Below are 18,745 nucleotides of genomic sequence, written 5' to 3' on the forward strand. Positions count from 1 at the left end.
GGCGTGACGGTCAGCTGATCATTCCAACGGGAGGGGACCTCATGAATCTGCGTCACGGCGCCATCGGTGTCTCTTTGGTCTTGCTGCTCGGAGCATGCAGTTCCACCGAGCCGAGTGAACCGACGACATCTTCGAGCACTACGGCGACGATGAGCGTGCTGCCGCAGCCGGCAGACCAAGCGAAGGAGCGCGCGGTTACGGCGTATCTCGGCATGTGGAGGGACATGGCCGACGCCGCCGTGACGTCGGACTGGCAATCGCCGAAGCTCGCGCTGAACGCCACGGCCGATGCGCTGTCGAGGATCTCCCGTGGTCTCTACGCCGACCACTACAACGGTCTCGTCACCAAGGGAAAACCGGTCAACCATCCGACGGTCGAATCGGTCGAGCCTGCTGCGGATCCGACGACGATCAACATCGTGGACTGCGGCGATGACAGCCAGTGGCTGAAGTACCGCGCCGATACCGGCCAGCAGGCCGACGACGGGCCGAGCGGACGTCGCCATATCGACGCGAAGGTCAAGAAGGCCGTGGACGGCTCCTGGAAGGTCGTCGACTTCGCGATTCAGGACGTGGGGACATGCTGACGCGAGCTCCGGCTGTCGGCGGAGTGATCGTCACCCTGCTACTGAGTTCGGCGGCTAGCGCGTTGGCGGGTGGCTGGGGTTCTGTCGACTGTGCCCAAGAGTCGTCTCCCTACTGCGAACTCGGAGCCGGGAAGACCGGAAGGGCGCCGGGAGACAACGGCCGGGTGCCGGACGAGCCGAGCCGGAAAGGTGGCGGTGGAAAGGCCACTCCGCTTCCCGGTGACCGGATCGTCGGCGGTAACTCGCCTGTGGCGAACTGCTCGTACGTCCGGAGCAATTTCCAGCCTCCGGCCAACGGCGTCCAGACCGTGGCGTTCCGCCGTGCTGCGCGAGCTGTTCCACCAGTCGTTCTCGCGTCCGCGCCGCTTCCACGCGCAAGCGACCTCGCCGCGCAGCAGGGCGGCGCGTGGTACGTCTACCGGTGTACCGGTCCGGGTTTTCGCGATGGTCTGTACCGAGCGCCGATCTGGCTCCCCGACGGGGCGGCTCCTGCTGGAGCGGCGTTGCCCTCTCCGCAGGAACTGGCCGAACAGGCTCGAACTCAGCTGCGCTTGCCGTCTCCGCATATCGAAGCCAACCCGGCCGGCGACAAACTGGTGAGCCTGCCAACCTGGCTGTGGCTGGACCGCGGCAGCTGGGGAACGCGACAGGCTACGGCGGCCGTCCCCGGCGTATCGGTGACGGCGGTGGCGACACCGAAGTCCGTCTCCTGGTCAACGGGCGACGGGGACGCCGTGACCTGCTCCGGCCCGGGAACGCCGTTCGAGGCCGGGGGAGATGCCTCGGCGGCGTCCCCCGATTGCGGTCACACCTACCGCCGGTCGTCGGCGACAGCACCGGACCAGCAGTTTCCGGTCACGGCGACGGTCCATTGGAAGGTGACTTGGTCCGGAGCCGGAGCGAGCGGCACGTTCCCCGATTTGACCACGTCGGCAGCGGCAGCATTCCGGGTGGCCGAGGTCCAAGCGCTCGGTACGGGGCGCCGCTGATCAATTGAACCGGCTGCCGACAGCCGGTCCGCACATCCACATTCTCCGATTCGACTGTGCACCAGCGTCCACGAGGTGCACGGCGCGGTCGAACCATGCCTGGGAGGCACGTCGTGACCAGCATCCGTACCGGTGACCACGACACGGGAACCGAACCCGGTTCCTTGTCGTGGGTGGGGAAGAAAGGCCAGCTGGCCGCGGTGCCAGCCGGGCGTCGGACGCGACGCCGTTTGCCACACTTGCTCGTCGGCGTCCTGCTCGTGCTCGCGTGCGTCGGCGGCGCACTGTGGTGGACCACCAGCGCGCAAGGCCGGGTCCCGGTGCTCGCGGTCACCCGGCCGCTGAGTGTCGGACACGTTCTCGAGCGGACGGACGTCCGCGAGGTCGAGATCTCTGCCGCCGACACGGTCGCGACTGTGCCGGCGGAACAGGCGACCACCGTGTTCGGCCGGCCGATGGCGACGAGCCTCGGCCCGGGTGCGTTGCTCACCCCGGACAGCGTCGGCCCGGCCGCGATCCCTGCCGCAGGTCACGCCATCGTGGCGGTCGCGCTGAAGCCGGGGCAGTTCCCGCTCGAGGTCGCAGCCGGGTCGCCCACCCTCGTCGTGGTCACCGCGCCGTCGTCGCCCTCCGGTGCGTCAGTCGCGCCGGAGAGCGGGCAGACGTGGCCGGCCACCGTGACCGGTCTGGTCAAAGCGGAGTCCGACCAGACCACGGTGATCTCCCTGCAACTCGTGGGCGATGCCGCGCTTGCGCTCGCCCAGGTGCCGGTCGGCCAGGTGTCGCTGGTCATGCTCGCGGGTGGTGAGCGCTGATGTTGATCGCTCTTGCCAGCGTGAAGGGCTCGCCGGGCGTCACCACGTTCGCCCTCGCCCTGGCCGCGAGCTGGCCGGCCGACGTCCGTCGCCTGGTCGTCGAGTGCGATCCCGCCGGCGGTGACCTCGCGCAGCGATTCGGCCTGGCCACATCGCCGGGACTGCTCAGCCTCGCCGCGGTAGCTCGACAGCCAGTGGATCCCGACGTCGTCTGGAGCCACACCCAACCGCTCCCCGGTGGCATCCAAGTCATGCCGGGCCCACCGGGAGGCCAGCAAGCGCGCGCAGCGCTGAGCACTCTGACCTCGCCGGCCTCGCCGCTCTACGCCACCGCGGGCTGGCCGGCGGTGGCCATGTTCGCCGACTGCGGACGCCTGGACCCGGGGTCACCTGGTGAAGCGGTGATCCGCCGCGCGGACGTCGTGCTGGTGATCTCCGGAACGTACAGCGACGAGCTCGCGCACCTTGCCACCCGCGTTCACGAGCTGGGCCGGACCGCTGCCCGGGCATGCCTGGTACTGGCCGGCCGCGGACACCCGACCCACGCCGTCGAGCGGGACCTGGGCATCCCGGTCTTGGCAAGGGTTCCCGACGACCCGAGCGGTGCTGCGCGCTACACCGGGCGAGCGGCGAGCGGTCGACGGCGAACGGGCGGGCTCGCCCGGGTCGCCAGCGTCGTCGCCCAGGCCCTGTCTGGTGGGCCCTCTCGCGAGCCGTCCCCGCCGATCTCGGACTTCGTGCAGCAGGTGCCGGGCGTACCAGCCCAGCCCACGGCGGAGTCCGGCGTTCGCGTTCTCCAGCCGCCGGCTCTGTACAACGGCCACCCCCAAGCCAGCGCATCCGGGAAGGAGCTCCGGTCATGACCGTGCTCGACGAACACCGCCGGCCCGATCCGGGAGCTGACTCCGGCCCTGAGGCACGCTTGCGGGAGTTCCTGCGGCGCACGCTCGCCGACGAGCTGCCGAACCGGACCGCCGAGCCGATGGCTCCGGCGCGGCGCCGCGAGTGGGCCCGTGACTTTCTCCACGCCGCGTTGACCGCGCACAGCGAGGCCGAGCTGCAAGCGGGCCGGATTTTGCTGTCTCCGGACGCCGAGGCGCCGCTCGTCGAGGCGGTCCTGGACGAGGTCTTCGGACTGGGCGGGCTGCAGCCGCTGCTGGACGACCCCGCGGTCGAGACGATCAACGTCAACAGCTTCGACCGAGTCTTCGTCCAGTACGCCGACGGCCGTCGCGCCCAAGTGGACCCCATAGCGGCCTCGAACGACGAGCTGACCGACCTGGTCCGGACTCTCGCCGCGCGGGCGTCGTCGGAGGAACGTCGCTTCGACCGGGGCTCGCCCGCGCTGAACCTGCAGCTGCCCGGCGGCGAGCGCCTGTTCGCGGTGCTCGGGCTCACCGCCGGCGGGGTCACGGCGTGCTCGATCCGCCGCCACGGCCACCTCACTACCAGCCTCGCCCAGCTGCGCCGCCGCGGCACCCTCGACGTCGGCTTGGAGCGCTTCTTGCGCGCGCTCGTGCGCGCTCGGAAGAACGTCCTGATCACCGGTGGCGCCGGGTTCGGCAAGACGACGTTGCTGCGGGCGATGGCGGCCGAGATGGATCCGCTGGAGCGCATCGTCACCATCGAGGACGCCTTCGAGCTCGGCCTCGGGCTCGATCCGCAGCTGCACGCCGACGTCACGGCACTGCAAGCCCGCCAGGCCAACGTCGAAGGCGTAGGCGCGATCAGCCAAGCCGAGCTGGTCCGCTGGGGCCTGCGGATGTCGCCGGACCGCGTGATCGTCGGTGAGATCCGCGGGCCCGAGGTCATCCCGATGTGCAACGCGATGTCCCAGGGCAACGACGGCTCGATGGCGACGCTGCACGCGAGCAGCTCGAAGATCGCCTTCACCCGGCTGGCGTCCTACGCGGCCCAAGGCGCCGAGCGGCTCTCACTGGAGGCGACCGCGCTGCTGGTGGCCTCCAGCGTGCACTTCGTCGTGCACCTGGCCAAGGCCGCCGACCGCACGACCCGGGTCGTCTCCTCGATCCGCGAGGTCGTCGACGCCGACGGCGGAACCGTCGTCTCCAACGAGGTCTACCGCCCCGGCCCCGACCTGCGAGCGCGTCCGGTCGCCGGCGCGCTGCGCACGGACACGCTCGACGACCTCGTCGAGGCTGGGTTCGACCCGGATCTCCTGACCGCACCGGAGGGGTGGTGGACGGCATGACCAGCACCCTCATCGGCTGCATCACTGGACTCGGCACCGCCGCGGGCCTGCTGCTCGTCATCGTCGGCTTCCGCCGGCCGCAGCTGCCGTCCCGTCCGCGGACCTCCCGGCGACCGAGGTGGCAAGCCGATCGAACCTGCGCGCTCCGGTCGGGCGTGGCGCTCGGCATCGGCCTGCTGGCGGGCGCGGCGACCGGCTGGGGCGTCGGAGGAATCCTTGCCGCGGCTGCGGCGTGGTCTTTGCCCGCCGTGGTCGGGCCCGACCGCGCACACGTCCGCCGGGTCGCGCGGATCGAGGCCGTGGCGTCGTGGACGGAGATGCTGCGCGACACCCTCGCGGCAGCGGCCGGGCTCGAGCAGGCGATCCTCGCGACGGCACCGCTCGCACCCACGGTGATCCGCGAGGACGTCAGCCGCCTCGCGGCACGGCTGCAAAGCGGACATCGGCTGGCCCCTGCGCTGCGACGTCTGGCCGCAGATCTGGCCGACCCGACTGCGGACCTGGTCATCGCCTCGCTGGTCCTAGCGGCCGAACACCACGCTCGCCAGCTCGGCGACCTGCTCGGCTCGCTGGCTGAGACCGCGCGAGCGCAAGCGGCGATGCGGATGCGCGTGGAAACCGGCCGCGCCCGCACCCGCACCTCGGTGCGGGTCGTCGTCGCCACCACGATCGCGTTCGCCATCGGCGTCGTCGTGCTCAACCGCGGCTATCTCACCGCGTACGACAGCCCGCTCGGTCAGGCGGTCCTTCTTGTCATTGGCGCGCTGTTCGCCAGCGGGTTCGCCTGGTTGACCCGGATCGCCGTCGGCCGCCCCACGGCCCGGGTGCTCTCGCTGGGCGACCAGCCCGAACCGACCGTTGCCGCTGCGTGGGGCGGTGAGCGCGCATGACCGCGGCGGTCCTCTTCGGGCTCGGAGCCGGCCTCGGCCTTTGGCTGGTGTTGACCTGGGCTATCCCGCCTGCGGCCCCGCTGAGAAGCAGTCTTGCCGATGCGAAGGACGGCGTCCCGATCTCGGCGGTCACCGACGTGTCGTGGGCGGTCGCCTTGGCTCGGCCTGTCATTCCCAGCTTGCGCGCACTTGGTCTGCCCGGACACCGCTCGGCTCGCGACCTCCGTGTCGTCGGCCGTGGCGCCGACACCCACCTGGCCATGAAAGTGCTGCTGGCCTGCACCGGCCTGCTGACACCCCTGCTCGTGCAGGGCCTCCTCACGGTCGTCGACGTGCCCCTCGGCTTCGAAATACCGCTGGCGTTCGCGCTCGTGAGCGCGGCAGCCGGGTTCCTCGGACCCGACCTCGAGGTCCGCGGCAAGGCCACACGTGCACGTGCAGAGTTCCGCGCCGCGCTGTCAGCGTTCCTGGACCTCGTCTGGATCGCCCTCGCCGGCGGAGCCGGTGTCGAAGCAGCCTTGCTGGCAGCTGCGGACGTGGGCCGCGGTAGCGCGTTCGGCCAGCTGCGCCGCGCCCTCGACGCAGCCCAAGTGACCCGCGCCGCGCCGTGGTCAACGTTGCGCCGACTCGGGGAAGAACTGGACATCTCCGAGCTCGCCGAGCTCGCAGCGTCCATCTCTTTGGCCGGCACCGAAGGCGCCAAGGTCAGAACCTCACTGGCTGCGAAAGCTGCAACTCTGCGCACCCACCTGGTCGCCGACGCCGAAGCGGAGGCCCAAGCCGCGACCGAACGTATGGCGCTGCCGGTCACCCTGCTGTTCCTCGGCTTCCTCGGATTCATCGCCTACCCGGCCGTCACCCAGGTCCTCAACGGACTCTGACCATCCACAGGAGACACAATGCTGACCTGCTGCCGGTCCCTCTGGGGCCTGATCTCCGCGCGAATCATCCTGCTGCGAAAAGACAACAGCCGTGGCGAGATCACCACCACGGTCATCGTCACCGCGCTGATGGCGGTGCTCGCCATCGCGTTGATCGCGATCATCGCCGCCAAGCTGACCGCCAAGGCCAACAGCATCGACCTCGGCGGCTGACGTGCAATCGACACTGGCCGGCTGCGGCTGGCGGCGAGTCCGGCGAGCTCTGGCAGGAGACCGTGGAGCGGTCACTGCCGAGCTGGTGATCGCGACGCCGCTGCTGTTGCTGGCGTTGCTGGCGATAGTCCAGTTCGCCCTTTGGTCCCACGCGACCCACGTCGCGCAGGCGGCGGCCGCTGAGGGGCTTGCCACTGCCCGTGCCCAGGACGGCACCGCCGCAGCCGGCCACGACGCCGCCCAGCGACTGCTCGACGACCTCGCACGCGGGCCGCTGCGGTCGTCGCGCGTCGACGTGGCCCGGACGGCGACCTCGGCGTCGGTGCGCGTTGAGGGCGAGGCCGCTGCTGTCTTGCCCGGTGTGCACCTGCACGTGCACGCCGAAACCGCAGGCGAGGTAGAAAGGTTCGTTCCCGATGTCTCGGCGGCCTCTTTTGTTGCGGGGGCTGAGCTGTGGTTGGTGTCAGCCGAGGGCTTGGACGAAGTACATGATGGCCAGAACGATGGCGAGCGCTCCGAGCACCACACGCAGCGCAGCCTCGGGCATGCGTGGCTGAAGCCGGGCACCGAGGTACCCACCGAGCAGGCCGCCCACACCACGGAGCAGGCCGAGCGGCCAGTCGGGTGCGATGTCACCAGCGGTGATCAGGGACAGGAGGCCATAGGTTGCTGCGCCCGCGATCGACGTGAGAAAGGTCGAGGTCAGTGCTGCGGGGGCAATCGCGGCGATGGGAAGACCCAAACCGGCGAGCACGGGGCCAAGGATCGAGCCGCCGCCGATGCCGTAGATGCCTCCGACTGTTCCCGCGATCAAGCCCAGCAAGAAAATCGTCCTTGGTGCTGGTGGCCGGTGCGTGTGACGGCGGGCCGGACGACGACGCAAAGTCTTGACGCACAGCCAGGTTCCCAGAGGCAGCAGGACTGCCGCGACGATGAGCCCGAACTCGCGTGGACCGGGAATGGTGAAGACCCTGATCAGCGCGCCGAGGATGACGCCGGGCAAGGTGCCTGCGACAAGTTGGCGGGCCAGCGGGCTGTTGAGCTGGCCGTGCTGTCGGTAACGCAGCAAGGCGCCAGGTGTGGCCACGATGTTGAACATCAAATTGGTGGGTGTCACCGCCGGGCTGGGGACGTGCAGCACGCTGAGTTGAACCGGCAGCAAGAACACTGCCCCGGACACCCCGACCGGCGCGGTGACCAGGGCGATAAGCAGCCCGGCGGTGAACCCCATGACATCCTGAAGCCAGGTCACCGCTGCCTCCTCATAGTGCAGTCATCGGTCGTCGGCGCCCGAGATCAAGTCCGGGTGGCCAAGGATGGCGGTGTCGTGGGGCGCGCCTGCGACCGACATGCCGAACAGCGCGCAGGTGCGGGGCAAGTCACCGCCTGTCGAGCGGACTTCGTCCTCTGGCTGCCCTTGCTGAAGCGCATAGGGCAGGTTGCCCGGTCCCCCGGGATCTGCCCGCCAGCCGCGGTTGCCCAACCTCGTCGATCGAAGGAGGAGAAATCATGTCACTGCTGAAAAGTCCGGGCGCGGTGACGGTGGGAGAGTTCGCCGACGGACCAGACATCATGCTGTGGAACCCCGCTATCACAGAGAAACGTTGGCGTCGCTGTGTACGTCACGCGTGCTTGGCGCGAGTCATCTCGATTCGTTTCGTGGCGGGGCTGCTGGCCGTCGCCTCGGTGGTGGGCATCGACCACGCGAAGACCATCGCAGGCGCGCTGACGATCGGCGGTGCCATCGCGCTCGTGCTGAGCGGCCTGATCGACATGGTCGTCGCGGCGACGTGCTTGGCGATCGATCACCAGCACCGGTACGGCCGTCGCTGCCGTCTGGAGCGGTCGCCCGGCGAATTCTTCCTCCGCAGCCACGACTTCATCGACCTTGGCGAGGCAGCTGTCCAGACAGCCGGGCTCTTGATCGAACTCACCGGCGAACTGCACGACACAGCGGCACGCGACTGGCTGAACCCGGAGCTGCCCGGTCGAGTTCACCAGGTCGTCTGGGACGCGTTGAGCCGTTTGTCCCGGACAGGAGGTGCTCGCCGGCACGCCGCGTGCCTCGCGGAGACCCCGGGGGAGAGCGATCTCGCGGCGACGACCGCGTCGGCGATCGCCGAGTTCGACGCCTCGCTCGGCGAGCTGGTCTTTCACCTGCAGGGGTGCGTCACGCTTACCCGGGCGTGGGAAGCCAAGCTCCGCCACGCTGCGTTGATCGAGCGCACCAGCACGATCTGCTCCGAGCTGGAACTCGCGTCGATCCACCGAGTAGCCGACGCCGCCGCTGAGCTGCCGCCCTCCGTCTTCGCGCACGTCACGGCGGCCCGAGACTTGACCGGAGCCGGCCCGTTCCCGTGGGAACCACAGCGGCCGGAGCCGGTCCGGTGACCGCCACCCGGGCCCGCCGGATAGCGAGCTGGTGGGGCTCCGAGTGCGGGTCGGTGACCGCCGAGGCGGTCCTGCTCGCACCCATCCTGGTCATGCTGCTGGTGTTCGTCGCCGTGGTCGTCCACCGCGGTGTAGACGCGCGGCTGCGCCTCGACGACGTCGCGCACCAGGCCGCGCGCGCCGCGAGCCTGCAGCGCACGCCAGCCGCGGCCGTCGCGGCGGCGCGAGCGACCGCCACCTCGGCGCTGGCGCACGCCGGACTGGCCTGTCGTGACGCCGCGGTCAACGTGACGACCTCGTCGAGCCCGGGCAGCACCGTCGTCGTCGGCGTCCGCTGCACCGTCGACTTCGGCCAGGCGCTCGTCCTCGGCGTGCCCGGCACCCGGGCGCTCAGCGCCACCGCCAGCGAGGTCATCGACACCTTCCGCTCCCAGCCGGCCACCGGAGGTACGTGATGGACATCCGCCACGTGGAGTGGTGGCGAGCCGAGGAAGGCCAAGTTTCGGCGTTCGTCGTGGTGCTGATGCTCGGACTCCTGGCCTTAGCCGGCCTGGGACTCGACGGAGGCCTCGCGCTCGCTGCGAAGGTCCGAGCGACCGGCCAGGCCGAATCCGCTGCCCGCGCCGGCGCGCAAGCGATCGACTTAGCTGCGTACCGGGCGACCGGCGCACTCCGGCTGGTGCCCGCGGACGCCGACGAACTCGCGCGTCGCTACCTCGCCGTAGTCGGCGCCACGGGCACGGTGACCGCGAACGCCGACACCGTGACCGTCACGGTCACGACCAGCCAGCGCACCCAGCTGCTGTCGCTCATCGGCATCCCAGCGATCGGCGCCCACGGCAGCGGCGCCGCACACCCCCAGCGCGGCGTCGCCGCACTCGAGCCCTGACCACCGGAGGACGAGACCAATGATCACGACCGACGAGATCGAACGGCGCGTCGAGAAGGCCGACGCGGAGAAGAGCGCCAGGCGGACAGCCGCAGCCCGCGAGGTCGGCGAGCTCGCGCACCGCCGGGCCGCTCTGGCCGAAGAGCTGGCCGACGTCGAACGCAAACTCGGCACCGTGCTCGCCACGGCGGCGGACGTCATCGGCGTTGACGAGCTGGCCGAGTTCACCGACGTCCCGAGCGCCGACCTCACCACGTGGCTCACTGCAGGCAAACCCCGCCGGCGCGGCCGGCCGCCCGGAAGCCGTCGGCCGAAACCAGACCTCAAGCTCGGGACGACACCAGCAGCGCCGCCGGAACCTCGGCCAGGGCCGCACGCGCCCAACACGCAGCCCGCGGTTGTCCAAGCCCAGCGAAGCTGAGCCAAGGACGCTGTTGTGCCCACAGAACGGGAGGCTGGACTGCGGCGAGCTCGTCATGCTGTCCTGCACGGCGCGCCTCGGCTGCTGCAGGCGGGTGTGGCGTTCGCGCTGCTGTCCGGGTTGTGTGCCGGGCTGCCGTGGGCGTTGGTGCGGTTCATCGGCTGGCCCCTGCCGGATCACCTGCCCACGCCAGCAGAGCTCGGCGAGGTCCTGACGGCCCCGCTGTCGACCAGTCTGCTGCTGGACGTCCTCGCGTGCGGCGCGTGGCTGCTCTGGGCGGCGTTCCTCGTCGAGCTGGCCGGGTGCGTACGCGACCTCGTCCTCACTGCCGGCCGACCGGACTTCGCCCGTCGCGGCGGCCCGCTTCGCCGGGCAGCCGTCGTGCTCATCTCCGCCGTCATCGTGTCGCTCGTCAGCCGCAGTGCCCTCGCCGCGCCCGGTGGAAGCAGTACGGTCCTGTCCAACGTGACCTCGTCGGTCGCCGCGCCCTCGGCTGTCGACGGCTTAGCGGAGGACGTCGAGCTGGTGCGTCCGCCATGCGACGGCGTCCACGATTCGTTGTACCGGATCGCGCAACGCCGCCTCGGAGACGGCGACCGGTGGCCGGAGATCTGGCGGCTGAACAACCTGAGCGCCCAGCCGGGCGGACGCCGGCTCACCTCGCCCAGCCTGATCCACCCCGGCGACCAGATCCACCTACCGCCGACGACCAAGCCCGCCCCGCCGAAACCACCGCACCCGCAGCCTCCGTCGGCGAAGCCCACGACCGTCACCCCGCCAAGTCCGACCGCGCCTGTCGCCGCTTCTTCGAATTCGGGCTTGTCGTGGGAGCCTGAGGTCTACGTCGGCCTCGGGCTGGCAGGCGCGATCAGCGCTGCGCTGCTGGTCGCCCGCCGACGTCAGCGAGCCAGCTACCGGCCTGGCAGCGGCCAGCGCGACGACGCCCTGCCCGTCGCCCCGGTCGTCTACCAACTGCACCTGGAACACCAGCACGCCCAGACCGACCTCGACGAAGCCGAGGTCGCCGACGCGGAAGGCAGCGCCGCCGAGCCCGGTACGGCGCCCGAGCTGGGCGGACCCGCCGATGAAGATGCCGCGGAACTGGCGCTGGACCTCGCGGCAACGCACGGTCTCGGTCTCATCGGACCCGGCAGTCACGCCGCTGCCCGCGCGCTGCTGCTCACGGCCATGACCTCCGCCCGCGACCCGGAGGTCGTGGCGCCGGCCGCGGATCTACGTGGCTTGCTCGGCGCCCCGGACCACATCGCCGAACTGCCGAGATGCATCCACGTCGTCGATGACCTCGCCGCCGCGCTCACACGTCTCGCCAGCCAGAGCCCGACCGCGGGCACTCCCCGAATTCTCCTGGCGAGCGCGCCGGCAGGCGAGGCCGATCGCAACCGTCTGCAGCACGCCCTCGCCGGAAGCCTCGCGCGCACGTTCGTGCTGCTGCTCGGCCAGTGGCATCCCGGGGTCACGGTCTACGTGGACGCTGCCGGTGTCGTCACCGCGACGTCGCCGGGGCTGGGGGAGCCGTTACGTGGCCGGCGAGCCTTCTCCCTCCCCGAATCCGCGACCCGCGAGCTGTTCGCACTCTTCGATGCGGCACGCGGCGTTCCCGACGACCATCACGGGCCTGCGACCGAGTCCTCTTACGGGTTGGAGATTGCAATCCCTCCGGCCGTCGACCAAGCCCAAGCTATGCCGGAGTCGGTCACCGCGCTTACCGTCAAATCCCAGCACGACGTGGCCACGCCGCTGGTGCTGTCGGTGTTCGGGCAGCCGACGTTGTCATGGCGACCGGACGTCACCAGCCCGGACCGCGCCGTCGAAGTCACCGGCAGCCTGTCCCGACGACTGTGGGAGCTGCTGATCTACCTCGCTCTCCATCCCGAGGGAGTTTCGCGGGCCGCGATCATCGACAGCCTCTGGGCCCACCGCCAAGCGCGGGACCCGGCTGCCGTGCTGCGCACCGTCCTATCCCGCCTCCGCACCGCCATCGACAAGGCCACCTCGCCCGATATCGGCGATCTCGTCGTTGCCAAGCACGGCCGGTACCGCCTCGAACCCACCGTCGTCGAGGTCGACTACTGGACGTTCGCCGGTGCACTCGCGCGCCGCCGCACCACGACCGACGGCCGGCAACGTTCCGCGGCCAACGCCGAGATCGTCGCAAACTACGGCGGCGAGCTGGCGGCCGGCGTCGAAACCGAATGGCTCACCGCGCTGCGGGAAGGCGTCCGCCGCGATGCCCTCGACGCCGTCGCCGCCCTTGCACGAGACCAGGTGCAAAGCGATCCCGAGTCCACGCTGGAGTTGCTGGAGTCCGCGCGGGACTTCGACCCGCACAACGAGCTGCTCTACCGCGACATCATGCGTCTGGAACACAACCTCGGCCGGCACGACGCGATAGCCAGAACGCTGCGCCTGCTCGAAGCGCGCCTCGCCGAGATCGACGAAACACCAACCAGCGCCACAATCGAGCTCGCCGAGCGCCTACGAGAACTCCACGCCGGTATCGCAATCCCGAAGACCTGAATCGTTCTGCAGGCGACTCTATAAAATACCTCGACGGTGAAATGGCTGAGCAGTCGCGACCGATGTTAGTGTCAACCTGCTGATAGTCGTCGCGTAGAAAAGTCCCTCGGTGTTTCCGTTCGAAGTTGCTGTCGTTTGGCGCGTCGCCGCCGGACTCTTGCGGTGCTTCTCCTCCACGGGCACGGCGCTACGCCGGCCATGTGAGCACCCCATTCGCTGGAGTCATTGGGGCTGGGGTTTCATCCGTCGAGTGCTCGACGGCCGCCGGGGGTGCCCCCGTGGGTACCGATCGCACTGGTGTTCCGTGGACCGCCTAAGACGGATCCTCCGCGTACACGCATTCGCGCAGGTCAGCGCCTGTACGCAGGGATCCGCTGGTATCCCAGACTCGCTTGGCGACAAGCAGGTAAGCACATCAGGCCCGCCTCGTCGATCCAACCGCTGTGATCATCCATCCACGGTCCTGCTCCGATGGTCATCTCGCCTTGAGTTGGTGCTTCCCATCCCTTTCTTGTTTCTCTTGAATAGAATGCATATTTCCTCTTTCTGTGGGAGCTTAGCCGGCTGCTCTCCGCCTGCGACCTGCGCAAACGGTTCGATGAAATGGTCAATATCCTTTTTCGGTGGAGGCGGCAATTCGTCACCCGAATGGGTTGCAGAAAAAGCATTGTGCGCGACTGCTTTGTCGAGTTACTTTTGTTGGGTCACCGGGAAATCCGGAAATCAAATCAAGAACTGTTCTGGTTCGCCGTGTCGCCCGTGCCATTCACTTGGAAAGGAATTACCCGCGATGACCACGCCCACCACGCCAGCACCGGCACCCGCCACCGGGCCGACCACCCCGGCGGGTGGGACGGCGACCCGGCTTCGCAACGGTGAACTCCGCGCGATGGTCGCCAAGGTTCTGGCCGACGACGCCGCGAACACTCACACCCCGGGCGGCATCGCGCACACCTTGAACCGCTCATCCGGCGCCGTAGGCAACGCCTGCAAAGCGTTGACCGACAGGGGAGAAGCCGAACTCGCCACCACCGCGCCACTGGCCTACCGGGCGACTGCAACGACAGCGGCCGCCGCCGCATCCGCGATCACTCCAGCCGCGCCCCGCGCACCCCGCACGCCGCGCCGCAAGCCTGCTGCGACGGCACCCGCCGCTCCTCCGACCACACCCGCGCCGTCCGGCGCTGGCAGTGCCACCACGCGACCGGTCCGCAAGGTCACCGGCCCGGTGAAACGTCCGAACGGGATGGACTATCATCCCCGGCTGCTGTCCGGGATGCCCGACGTGACCGCGCTGCAGCGGCTGCGCGACGCCGGGGTGGCTGCCCTGCTGTACGGGCCGCCCGGTACCGGGAAGACCTCGGTGGTGGAGGCGGCGTTCAACGACTGCCTCACCGTGCAGGGCGACGGCGACACTGTGGTGGCCGACCTGGTGGGCGACTACACCAAAACCCCCGACGGCGACTTCGTGTTCGTCCACGGCCCGCTGGTCCGCGCCATGCGTGCCGGTGTCCCGCTGTTCATCGACGACGCGACCCTGATCCCGCCGACCGTGCTCGCCGTGGTCTACCCCGCGATGGATGGACGCCGCGAAATTGTGGTCAAGGCCAACGGCGGCGAAGTCGTCAAGGCCGCCCCGGGGTTCTACGTCGTGGCCGGACACAACCCCGGCGTCCACGGCGCCATCCTCACCGACGCCCTGTCCTCCCGGTTCTCCGTGCACATCCAGGTCTCCAGCGACTACGCCCTCGCCGAACAACTCGGGGTCGACAAGAAAGCCGTGCGGGTGGCACGCAACCTCGCGACCCGGCAGGAAAAAGGCGAGATCGGCTGGGCGCCCCAGCTACGCGAATTGCTGGCATTCAAGAAACTCGCCGACGCATGGGACCTCGACGCCGCCGCCGCAAACCTGGTCGGCATCGCGCCGGAAGAGGACCGCGTCACCGTCGCCGCCACCGTGCGCGACGTCTTCGGCAAGGCCGTCGCTCCGCTGGCCCTCGGCGCCCGCGTTGCCACCAAACCCTGACTCTCTTCACGCCCCAAACCGTCGCGAAAGGACCCGCGCCATGAGCGCCCACTTCACCGCCGACCCGACCGCCACCGGTGCCGCCGTGTTCCCCGCGCGCCCGGAGTGGCTGACCCTGTCCGCTGCGTTCGCCGACGAGGTCCCCGTGATCGCCGACCGCGACGACCTCGTGGTCAGCGTCGCCCCCGGCGCGGGCGGCGGCGCCCCGGCGTGCTTCTACCCGCACCGCGCGCTGATCGAAGTCGACGGTGACCACCTCGGGGTGGACCCCGCGACGGTGGACCCTGCCAACCTGTCCGACCGGCCCCGGTACGCCCCGGCGTGGGGCGCCCTCACCCACGAGTGCGGCCACGCCAAACACACCGCATGGGAGCCCCCGGACGACGCCCCGCCCGCCGTGGTCGCCGCCGCCATGCTGCTGGAAGAGCCCCGCATGGAAGCGGCCCACATCCGCCGCCGCCCGGACGACCGGCACTGGCTCCGGGCGTGCGTGAACGGCATCGTCGCCGCCGACCTGCACCTCTACGCCGACCCCGCTACCGCTCCGAAGATGACCCCCGCCGACGCCGCGCGCTCCGCCGCGCTCTTGCTGGGACGGGCCGACGGCGGCGTGCTCACCCACGCCGAGGTCTACCCCCTCGCCCGGGTGGTCGAGGACGTGCTCGGCGCGGACGTCCTCGGCAAGCTGCGGGCGGTGTGGCGGCAGGCGCTGCGGACCGCTGACGACGCGGGGGAGGAGATGCTCGACCTCGGGCGGCAGTGGTGCGAGATCCTCGGCACCGACCCCGACAGCACAGACTCGACCTCGCCGGCCTCGCCCGGCACCTCGGACCCGGCGGGCGGCTCGCTCGGCCCCGGTGCCCCCGCCGCCCCGTCACCGTTGGCGGACGCCATCGCTGCCGTGCTGGGCGGCGTGGCGGCGAAGGTCGCGGGGGAAAAGGCTCCCGAGGACCCGGCCGCCGTCGCGGCCGCCGCGAAGGAAAGCGACGACGCCGCCGAGAAGAAGGCGGGAGCAGTGGCGCGGCGGGTGTTCGGTACCGGCGGTCCCCGTGGTGGTGACACCAGGACGACGGGCACCCGGCCGCCCACGCCGGAGGAATGCACGGCGGCCCGTGTTCTCGCGCGGGCGTTGGACACCGCCGGAACCCGCGAACGCGTCGCGGTGCGTTCCACCTCGGAGGTGCCGCCGGGCCGGTTGCGGATGCGCGGGGTACGCGTGGCCGAAGCGCAGCGTGCCGCCGGGGCCGTGGTGACCGCCGAGCCGTTCACCCGCACCATCCGCACACCGGTCACCGTGCCGCCGCTGCGAGTCGGGATCGCGTGCGACGTGTCCGGCTCGATGGGATGGGCACGCGCTCACGTGGCCTCGGCGGCCTGGATTCTGGCCAACGCCGCCCGGCACACCCGGGTGCCCGCCGACACCGCGAGCGTCATCTTCGGGCACCACGTCCGCCCCCTGACCTATCCGGGCAAGCCGCCCGCCGAGGTCACCGAGTTCCGTTCCAACGACAACTACGAGGACATCCCCCGCGCGCTCGACGCCCTCGACGGCACCCTCGGCCTGTCCCGCCCGGGCGCGGCCCGGCTGGTGGTCATCGTGTCCGACGGCAACTACCGCGCTGACCCGCGCCGCGACGGCCAGAAAAAGCTCGACCGGTTGCGCGCTTCGGGGTGCGCGGTGCTGTGGCTGACCACCGGCGACACCGACACCCCGCTCGACGAGGCGACCGTCCACGTCCTGACCGACCCCACGGCGGCCGCCCGTGCCATCGGACACGCCGCCACCACCGCACTCCGCGCCGCCGCCCGGCGCTGACCAGGGCCCGGCCGAACACCCACCCACCCCGCAACACCTCAAAGGAGACGCTGATGCATGGCCACCATGCCCGCAGTACCCGCCAACAACCCCGTCCTCAAGGACGAGTCCGTGGGAACGGAACGGATCACCGGCCGAGCCGGGTTCTTCCGAGGACGAGGCTCCGGCGCGGTCGCGCATGCGGTCCTCACCTCCGCCTCGCCGAAACACGCCACCGGACCCCTTCACCCTCGTGACCCTGCCCGTTGGACCCGAAGTTGCTGAGCGCGACTACCTCAGACGAGTTCGGCAGCGCACTCGCGAGCTGGCCATCACGTGGACAAGGGCGAGCTACGGGTACGCCAGCCTCGGTGTCCACGACGAGTGCGACCCCGGTCCGCTGACGGCACCCTCACCCGACGGGGTGGCGCCCGAGGACTGCCTGGGAACCGAGGACTACGGCGAATGCGAAGTCCACCGGGAACCCATGCCCACAAACTGGTCGAACCCGACTATGCCAGAGGACTGGCTTTCCGGCTTTCCGACCGAGTCGTATCGCGCCATGGCCTGGCCGACTTTCGCCGCCGGGGACGCGGGCCGGGCACCGTGACCGTCGTGACTGACGACCACCCCGTTCGGGCGGTGACGGCCCGCAGGACCGAAGGCCTGCTGATGCCTCGCCGTTCCTCCGAGCCGTCCGGTGCTGCTACCTGACCGCACTGGGGCCCGTTCCGCTCCGACGGGGATTCAACTACAAACAGAGGGGAGCCTCGATGCGGCTGCGCATAGTTATCCTTCGCAGCAACGATGTCGTGACCGCAATCTTCGGGATGGCCGCGATCGGTGCGTTCGTCAAAGCTTGCTGGGGTCCGCCTGAGGCAGCACCTGCGCTGCTGATGGGCGCGGTGTTCGCTGTCGAAGTCCTTGCCTACCTGAAGTTTCTTCGGCCTCGCATGATCGTTGCAGCCTGGTGGCTGCCTTATGAGATCGGCGCTGCTCGCGACTCCCTGGTCCAGCGCGTCGAGCAGGCACCGTCGCGGCGCCCAGTGTTCGATCCCGTCGACGAGGTGGTGCTGGTGTGCCGACACGACCGGTCATGCCGGGAGATGTCGGTGACACGTATCGGAGGTGAGGACTATGCCGCTCTTGCCGCCGGAATCCAGACGTTCCTAATGGTCGAGACCTTCAGCTTCGAAGCTCGAGGACCAGAACTGGTAGTACATCGTGTCGAACCTTGGGCTCTGATCCTCGACGATCACTGTGTCCCGATCGTGGCGGAACCGATGCGCTCAGACGAAGCAGCACCGGATGGTGATCAGGAACGCACGATGCGTCGAACCGGCATCCTGTTTGCCACACACGATGAGGTACGTGGGTTATCCGACCAACTGGGCCGTGCCGTGCTGTAGCTGCGTGCAGAACGGGCCCCTTGGCGCAACGCGCCGCACGGCTCTCGCCATCTCTCCGGACGGCAGGGAGTTTCTGACCAACTCCTTCAAGATCGTTCACTTGAAAGGCAACCGACGAACGCGGTTCGGTCGCCGAGGTGGCGACCGGACCGCGTTCGTCGGTGCCAGTTGTTCAGCTGCAGGTGAAGCGCTTTGGTGCCTCGCACGTTTTCGTTGCCAGGCCGTCAGTGACGAGCTTCTCCAGTGCGTTGTTCACGGCACCGCTGGAGCGGACCAGCTCGGCGCCGATCTTGGCGGGCCCGAACTCCTCACCGGGGTGCGCCTTCAGGAATCCCAGCACCATGTCGTACAGCGCTCCCTTGGGCAGTCGTTCCTTCTTCGGCGCGTCCGTCAGGGTGGCTGCCGACGGTGTCGGGTCGTGCTCGGAGTCGGGCACTGGTGAAGGATCAGCTTCTCGGGCGTCAGGTTCAGGGACGAGAGCGTCCGTGGGCTGGACTGCTGTATTGGCCGCGGGTTCTTCGGTCGCCGCGACTTCGGCGGTGTCGTCGTTCTGTTCGTCGTCGCGCAACGTCCATGTGACGGGGACGGACTGGTCCTTGCCCGTGGTCCGGGTCGCCAGTCCTTCAGCGGCCCAGCGGGAAAGGATCTTCGACGCCGTGGAGCGTCCGACCCCAGCTGCCTTGGCCAGG

At 69.8% G+C, this 18,745-nt stretch carries 17 protein-coding genes and 2 pseudogenes; 17 read left to right on the plus strand and 2 right to left on the minus strand.

From position 1 onward, the window contains the following. Window positions 1–41: 41 nt before the first annotated feature. From ACGFMK_RS35100 to ACGFMK_RS35140, 9 genes and pseudogenes are all read left to right on the plus strand, one after another. Entirely contained in the window at window positions 42–587 is a 546-nt protein-coding gene (locus tag ACGFMK_RS35100) for a hypothetical protein (protein WP_392772599.1), read from the plus strand. A 164-nt stretch (window positions 588–751) separates the two neighbouring features. Beyond that, complete coding sequence (locus ACGFMK_RS35105) at window positions 752–1,576, plus strand: hypothetical protein (RefSeq protein WP_392772602.1); 825 nt, start codon at window positions 752–754, stop codon at window positions 1,574–1,576. 230 nt (window positions 1,577–1,806) lie between these two features. Then, window positions 1,807–2,391: an SAF domain-containing protein gene (locus ACGFMK_RS35110; protein ID WP_392772605.1), complete on the plus strand. Its 585-nt coding sequence runs from the start codon at window positions 1,807–1,809 to the stop codon at window positions 2,389–2,391. Next, the gene (locus ACGFMK_RS35115) at window positions 2,391–3,254 is read left to right on the plus strand and encodes a carbon monoxide dehydrogenase maturation protein (RefSeq protein ID WP_392772608.1); all 864 of its coding nucleotides are present in this window, start codon (window positions 2,391–2,393) and stop codon (window positions 3,252–3,254) included. The genes ACGFMK_RS35110 and ACGFMK_RS35115 overlap by 1 nt, the downstream gene beginning before the upstream one ends. Next, window positions 3,251–4,603, plus strand: coding sequence for a CpaF family protein (locus ACGFMK_RS35120; protein ID WP_392772611.1), 1,353 nt, complete (start codon window positions 3,251–3,253; stop codon window positions 4,601–4,603). The genes ACGFMK_RS35115 and ACGFMK_RS35120 overlap by 4 nt, the downstream gene beginning before the upstream one ends. Beyond that, window positions 4,600–5,493 (plus strand): type II secretion system F family protein, encoded by an 894-nt coding sequence (locus ACGFMK_RS35125; protein WP_392772613.1) that lies wholly within the window; start codon window positions 4,600–4,602, stop codon window positions 5,491–5,493. Before ACGFMK_RS35120 ends, ACGFMK_RS35125 begins: the two co-directional genes overlap by 4 nt. Continuing rightward, complete coding sequence (locus ACGFMK_RS35130; RefSeq protein ID WP_392772616.1) at window positions 5,490–6,374, plus strand: secretion system protein; 885 nt, start codon at window positions 5,490–5,492, stop codon at window positions 6,372–6,374. The genes ACGFMK_RS35125 and ACGFMK_RS35130 overlap by 4 nt, the downstream gene beginning before the upstream one ends. 18 nt (window positions 6,375–6,392) lie before the next feature. Then, window positions 6,393–6,587, plus strand: coding sequence for a hypothetical protein (locus ACGFMK_RS35135; protein WP_392772619.1), 195 nt, complete (start codon window positions 6,393–6,395; stop codon window positions 6,585–6,587). Between the two features lies 1 nt (window position 6,588). Further along, a pseudogene (locus tag ACGFMK_RS35140) lies at window positions 6,589–6,762 on the plus strand (TadE/TadG family type IV pilus assembly protein); the annotation flags it as partial. Window positions 6,763–7,050: 288 nt separating this feature from the next. Here ACGFMK_RS35140 and ACGFMK_RS35145 read toward each other — a convergent pair. Continuing rightward, window positions 7,051–7,839 (minus strand): sulfite exporter TauE/SafE family protein, encoded by a 789-nt coding sequence (locus tag ACGFMK_RS35145; RefSeq protein WP_392772622.1) that lies wholly within the window; start codon window positions 7,837–7,839, stop codon window positions 7,051–7,053. Window positions 7,840–8,096: 257 nt separating this feature from the next. Here ACGFMK_RS35145 and ACGFMK_RS35150 point away from each other — a divergent pair, with 257 nt between their 5' ends. From ACGFMK_RS35150 to ACGFMK_RS35185, 8 genes are all read left to right on the plus strand, one after another. After that, complete coding sequence (locus tag ACGFMK_RS35150; protein WP_392772625.1) at window positions 8,097–8,978, plus strand: hypothetical protein; 882 nt, start codon at window positions 8,097–8,099, stop codon at window positions 8,976–8,978. Next, the gene (locus ACGFMK_RS35155) at window positions 8,975–9,433 is read left to right on the plus strand and encodes a TadE/TadG family type IV pilus assembly protein (protein WP_392772628.1); all 459 of its coding nucleotides are present in this window, start codon (window positions 8,975–8,977) and stop codon (window positions 9,431–9,433) included. Before ACGFMK_RS35150 ends, ACGFMK_RS35155 begins: the two co-directional genes overlap by 4 nt. Continuing rightward, window positions 9,433–9,867 (plus strand): pilus assembly protein TadG-related protein, encoded by a 435-nt coding sequence (locus tag ACGFMK_RS35160; RefSeq protein WP_392772634.1) that lies wholly within the window; start codon window positions 9,433–9,435, stop codon window positions 9,865–9,867. Before ACGFMK_RS35155 ends, ACGFMK_RS35160 begins: the two co-directional genes overlap by 1 nt. Window positions 9,868–9,886: 19 nt before the next feature. After that, window positions 9,887–10,288 (plus strand): hypothetical protein, encoded by a 402-nt coding sequence (locus ACGFMK_RS35165; RefSeq protein WP_392772637.1) that lies wholly within the window; start codon window positions 9,887–9,889, stop codon window positions 10,286–10,288. Window positions 10,289–10,384: 96 nt separating this feature from the next. Further along, window positions 10,385–12,826, plus strand: a complete 2,442-nt coding sequence (locus ACGFMK_RS35170; RefSeq protein WP_392772640.1) for a transcriptional regulator — start codon at window positions 10,385–10,387, stop codon at window positions 12,824–12,826. Window positions 12,827–13,616: 790 nt separating this feature from the next. After that, window positions 13,617–14,852 carry an AAA family ATPase gene (locus ACGFMK_RS35175; protein WP_392772657.1) on the plus strand — a complete coding sequence of 412 codons (1,236 nt, stop codon included), beginning with the start codon at window positions 13,617–13,619 and terminating at the stop codon, window positions 14,850–14,852. Between the two features lie 40 nt (window positions 14,853–14,892). Further along, entirely contained in the window at window positions 14,893–16,668 is a 1,776-nt protein-coding gene (locus tag ACGFMK_RS35180; RefSeq protein WP_392772643.1) for a vWA domain-containing protein, read from the plus strand. A gap of 791 nt (window positions 16,669–17,459) precedes the next feature. Continuing rightward, window positions 17,460–18,056, plus strand: a complete 597-nt coding sequence (locus ACGFMK_RS35185; protein WP_392772646.1) for a hypothetical protein — start codon at window positions 17,460–17,462, stop codon at window positions 18,054–18,056. Between the two features lie 172 nt (window positions 18,057–18,228). Here ACGFMK_RS35185 and ACGFMK_RS35190 read toward each other — a convergent pair. Next, a pseudogene (locus ACGFMK_RS35190) lies at window positions 18,229–18,745 on the minus strand (hypothetical protein); the annotation flags it as partial.

This window comes from Amycolatopsis sp. NPDC049252, assembly GCF_043197175.1.
GTDB lineage: Bacteria > Actinomycetota > Actinomycetes > Mycobacteriales > Pseudonocardiaceae > Amycolatopsis.

What these genes read in the sequence shown, in the direction of transcription:
- ACGFMK_RS35100 (WP_392772599.1), top strand. Translation starts at nt 42, where the DNA reads ATGAATCTGCGTCACGGCGCCATCGGTGTCTCTTTGGTCTTGCTGCTC.
- ACGFMK_RS35115 (WP_392772608.1), top strand. Translation starts at nt 2,391, where the DNA reads ATGTTGATCGCTCTTGCCAGCGTGAAGGGCTCGCCGGGCGTCACCACG.
- ACGFMK_RS35120 (WP_392772611.1), top strand. Translation starts at nt 3,251, where the DNA reads ATGACCGTGCTCGACGAACACCGCCGGCCCGATCCGGGAGCTGACTCC.
- ACGFMK_RS35125 (WP_392772613.1), top strand. Translation starts at nt 4,600, where the DNA reads ATGACCAGCACCCTCATCGGCTGCATCACTGGACTCGGCACCGCCGCG.
- ACGFMK_RS35130 (WP_392772616.1), top strand. Translation starts at nt 5,490, where the DNA reads ATGACCGCGGCGGTCCTCTTCGGGCTCGGAGCCGGCCTCGGCCTTTGG.
- ACGFMK_RS35135 (WP_392772619.1), top strand. Translation starts at nt 6,393, where the DNA reads ATGCTGACCTGCTGCCGGTCCCTCTGGGGCCTGATCTCCGCGCGAATC.
- ACGFMK_RS35150 (WP_392772625.1), top strand. Translation starts at nt 8,097, where the DNA reads ATGTCACTGCTGAAAAGTCCGGGCGCGGTGACGGTGGGAGAGTTCGCC.
- ACGFMK_RS35160 (WP_392772634.1), top strand. Translation starts at nt 9,433, where the DNA reads ATGGACATCCGCCACGTGGAGTGGTGGCGAGCCGAGGAAGGCCAAGTT.
- ACGFMK_RS35165 (WP_392772637.1), top strand. Translation starts at nt 9,887, where the DNA reads ATGATCACGACCGACGAGATCGAACGGCGCGTCGAGAAGGCCGACGCG.
- ACGFMK_RS35175 (WP_392772657.1), top strand. Translation starts at nt 13,617, where the DNA reads ATGACCACGCCCACCACGCCAGCACCGGCACCCGCCACCGGGCCGACC.
- ACGFMK_RS35180 (WP_392772643.1), top strand. Translation starts at nt 14,893, where the DNA reads ATGAGCGCCCACTTCACCGCCGACCCGACCGCCACCGGTGCCGCCGTG.